The sequence below is a fragment of the Photobacterium sp. SKA34 genome, from assembly GCF_000153325.1.
GTDB lineage: Bacteria > Pseudomonadota > Gammaproteobacteria > Enterobacterales > Vibrionaceae > Photobacterium.
Map to the genome: position 1 here is coordinate 1,500,546 of NZ_CH724141.1, position 2,837 is coordinate 1,503,382.

At 34.9% G+C, this 2,837-nt stretch carries 3 protein-coding genes; 1 reads left to right on the forward strand and 2 read right to left on the reverse strand.

The window, feature by feature from the left end:
- Positions 1-384: RimK/LysX family protein (locus SKA34_RS07895; protein ID WP_006644984.1), on the reverse strand; the 384-nt coding region annotated here is incomplete at its 3' end.
- 160 nt (positions 385-544) lie between these two features.
- On the reverse strand, positions 545-1,615 hold the full coding sequence (hppD, locus tag SKA34_RS07900; protein ID WP_006644985.1) for a 4-hydroxyphenylpyruvate dioxygenase: 1,071 nt from the start codon (positions 1,613-1,615) through the stop codon (positions 545-547).
- Positions 1,616-1,840: 225 nt separating this feature from the next.
- On the opposite strand from hppD, the gene SKA34_RS07905 reads away from it, so the two are divergent.
- The gene (locus tag SKA34_RS07905) at positions 1,841-2,776 is read left to right on the forward strand and encodes a CHAD domain-containing protein (RefSeq protein ID WP_006644986.1); all 936 of its coding nucleotides are present in this window, start codon (positions 1,841-1,843) and stop codon (positions 2,774-2,776) included.
- The last annotated feature ends 61 nt before the right edge of the window (positions 2,777-2,837 follow it).

Sequence of the window (2,837 nt, forward strand, 5' to 3'; positions counted from 1 at the left end):
CATACGGAAAGCCATATTATCGCGGCTTGTTAAAGAGATTTCGATAGGCCATCTTTGACCATTAAAATCAATCGTAGAAACGATAAAGTAGCGCAGTTGTTCATCACCGCCAGAGTTTCTAACTACTCGTTTATCAGCCACTTTTGCTTCACAACTTTGTTCAACGTCGGTGTTGTTATGGATGGGGTGAATCCAAAACTTAACCCACTCTTCACCGTTACGAGTAAATTCTTCAATTTTGAAAGTATGCAGGCACGAACTTCGTGCACCAGTATCGATTTTTACATGAATATTATTGATACCCAGATCAGGTAATGCAGCGACTTCACGCCACCCAACAAGAAACTTATTATTTTTATTCACTATCGTATCTTTATTAGTCATATTAGATGTCCAATATACTACATAAGCATTAAATCCAATGCCTTGAATGATACTACTACAGTATAGAGAACATTAACCAGCCCCTCTTATATAAATGTTACATTGAAGAAATGTACAATTCATAGCTAACAGCAGGGAAAAAATTGCTTATTTTATTAAGCTAAGATTTTGCGCTCAGAACACCTCGACGTATTTGGTCAAGTTCAATTGATTCGAATAAAGCTTGAAAATTACCCTCACCGAATCCTTGATTTCCTTTACGTTGAATAATCTCAAAAAATACGGGACCAATCACAGTTCCCGTGAAAACTTGCAACAAAATACCATGTTCATCACTATCGATCAGTATTTTATCACGCTGCAACAATGAGATATTTTCATCGTGACAATTAATTCTTTTATTGACCAGTTCGTAATAAGTATCCGGTGTATCCATGAAGGTAACACCTAATTGACGTAGCTTTTTCACTGATGAAAGAATGTTATTAGTACTTAAAGCGATATGCTGAATACCTTCTCCATTATATTGCTTTAAGTATTCTGCGATTTGAGAATGTTCATCACTTGATTCATTAATAGGAATGCGGATTTTGCCACAAGGTGATGTCATTGCGCGAGATTTTAACCCCGTTAATTTTCCTTTGATATCAAAGTATTTAATCTGTTGAAAATTTGCAATTTTTTCATAAAAACCAGACCATTTATCCATATGTCCGATAGCAACATTATGAGTAAGGTGATCAATCGTTAATAACCCTGTATCTATCGCCGTTAAACGCTTTTGTGCATCTGGGTAATACTCAAAATCCACCTCGTAAATATCATGTTCGCCATAACGATCGATAAAATATAATAATGCGCCTCCAATACCTTCAATAGCGGGAATATTGAGTTCCATAAGCCCAACATTATTTTCACACTTCTTTGCACCATGCTTGATAGCATAATCTAACGCTTTGTTTACATCTTTAACCCGAAATGCCATCGCATTAACACTTGCGCCATGCTGCAATGCAAACGTACTTGCTTGAGAAGCTGACTCACCATTTACAATGAAGTTAATGTCCCCCTGACGATAAAGCCACACCATTTTATGTTTATGTTTCGCTATTTCCGCAAACCCCATTTGTCTAAATAAATTCTTAAGCTTAGTGATCCCAACTTTTGTTGGAGCAGTGTATTCAACAAATTCAAAACCATCAGTGCCTAATGGATTACATACCTTTGACATACAGTGACTCCTATTAAACTTATAGAGAACTCTCTTTAAGCTTTAGCAGTACTTTAAAATAACGGGCAGTTTTATCTTTCTTCGCTATTGATTTAATTTATTCTCTCTTGTAACGCACTATTTCCATGTAATTTACATATAAAAATAAGCCTTATGTTTCAGATGTAAGCATTCATTTGTTCTATATTTATAGTTTAAAATGAATATTATTAGTTAGGCAAAATTATGCATAAACGAGACACTTTTCAGCTTCCCCGAAAAACGTCAGATGTTTATCCTACTCATTCTACTTTGCCACTACCTAAAATTATTCGCTCTCACGTGTTACAGAATTTCTCTTTTTGCGAAAACTATCAAAAAGGCATTATAAAAGATGATGATCCTGAATTTCTTCATCAATATCGCGTTACCATGCGTCATATACGCGCCATACTTAGCCTCCATCAATCACTTTTCATTCCAGAACAACTAAAAGAAACTAACTTTGCCATCAAAAAATTAATGCAGCCTACTAATTTACAACGCGATCTCGATGTTTATCTTATGCAAATGGAACATTACTTTAATTTAGTCGATCATAAACACCATCAAGGACTGGCACGTTTTTTTGACGACCTGCAGCGCCAACGCCAAAAAGCGTATAAGAAAAATAAACATTGGTTAAAAAGCGAGGAATATAAAGCACAATATAAGCATATTCGCATTCAGTTAAAGCAGCTATCACCTCGCGTAGAAGATCTATCTATCCCATCACAAGAAATGATAAATATACTATTACTAGACTTAAATAGTCATTTCATTACCTCAATGAGCGCGATTAACTCACAAACCTCTGACGCACAACTTCATCGCTTGAGAATAAAATGTAAAAAATTACGTTATGGTTTGGATTACTACTGCCCATTAACAGAGCAATTATCAATTAGTCTAAAGACAAAAACATTAAAGTTTCTACAAGCTAAATTAGGTGACTTCAATGATAGCTCTGTACAAATTGACTTTCTTAATCACTATTTAGAGCAATATAAAAAAACAGGGAGGCGTGCGAAAGCGATTGGCTTATTACTTCAAAAAATACAACAAATACATTTAGAGAATAAGCAGCAATTGATTATTGAAATTGTCCAATGTAGTCAAAATACTGCCCATAAAGCATTATGATAACAATTTAATAATATCATTTTCCATAGCAAACGGTTTTGTAGTGGGCGCATAGCGTTTC

What these genes read in the sequence shown, in the direction of transcription:
- SKA34_RS07905 (WP_006644986.1), top strand. Translation starts at nt 1,841, where the DNA reads ATGCATAAACGAGACACTTTTCAGCTTCCCCGAAAAACGTCAGATGTT.
- hppD (WP_006644985.1), bottom strand. Translation starts at nt 1,615, where the DNA reads ATGTCAAAGGTATGTAATCCATTAGGCACTGATGGTTTTGAATTTGTT.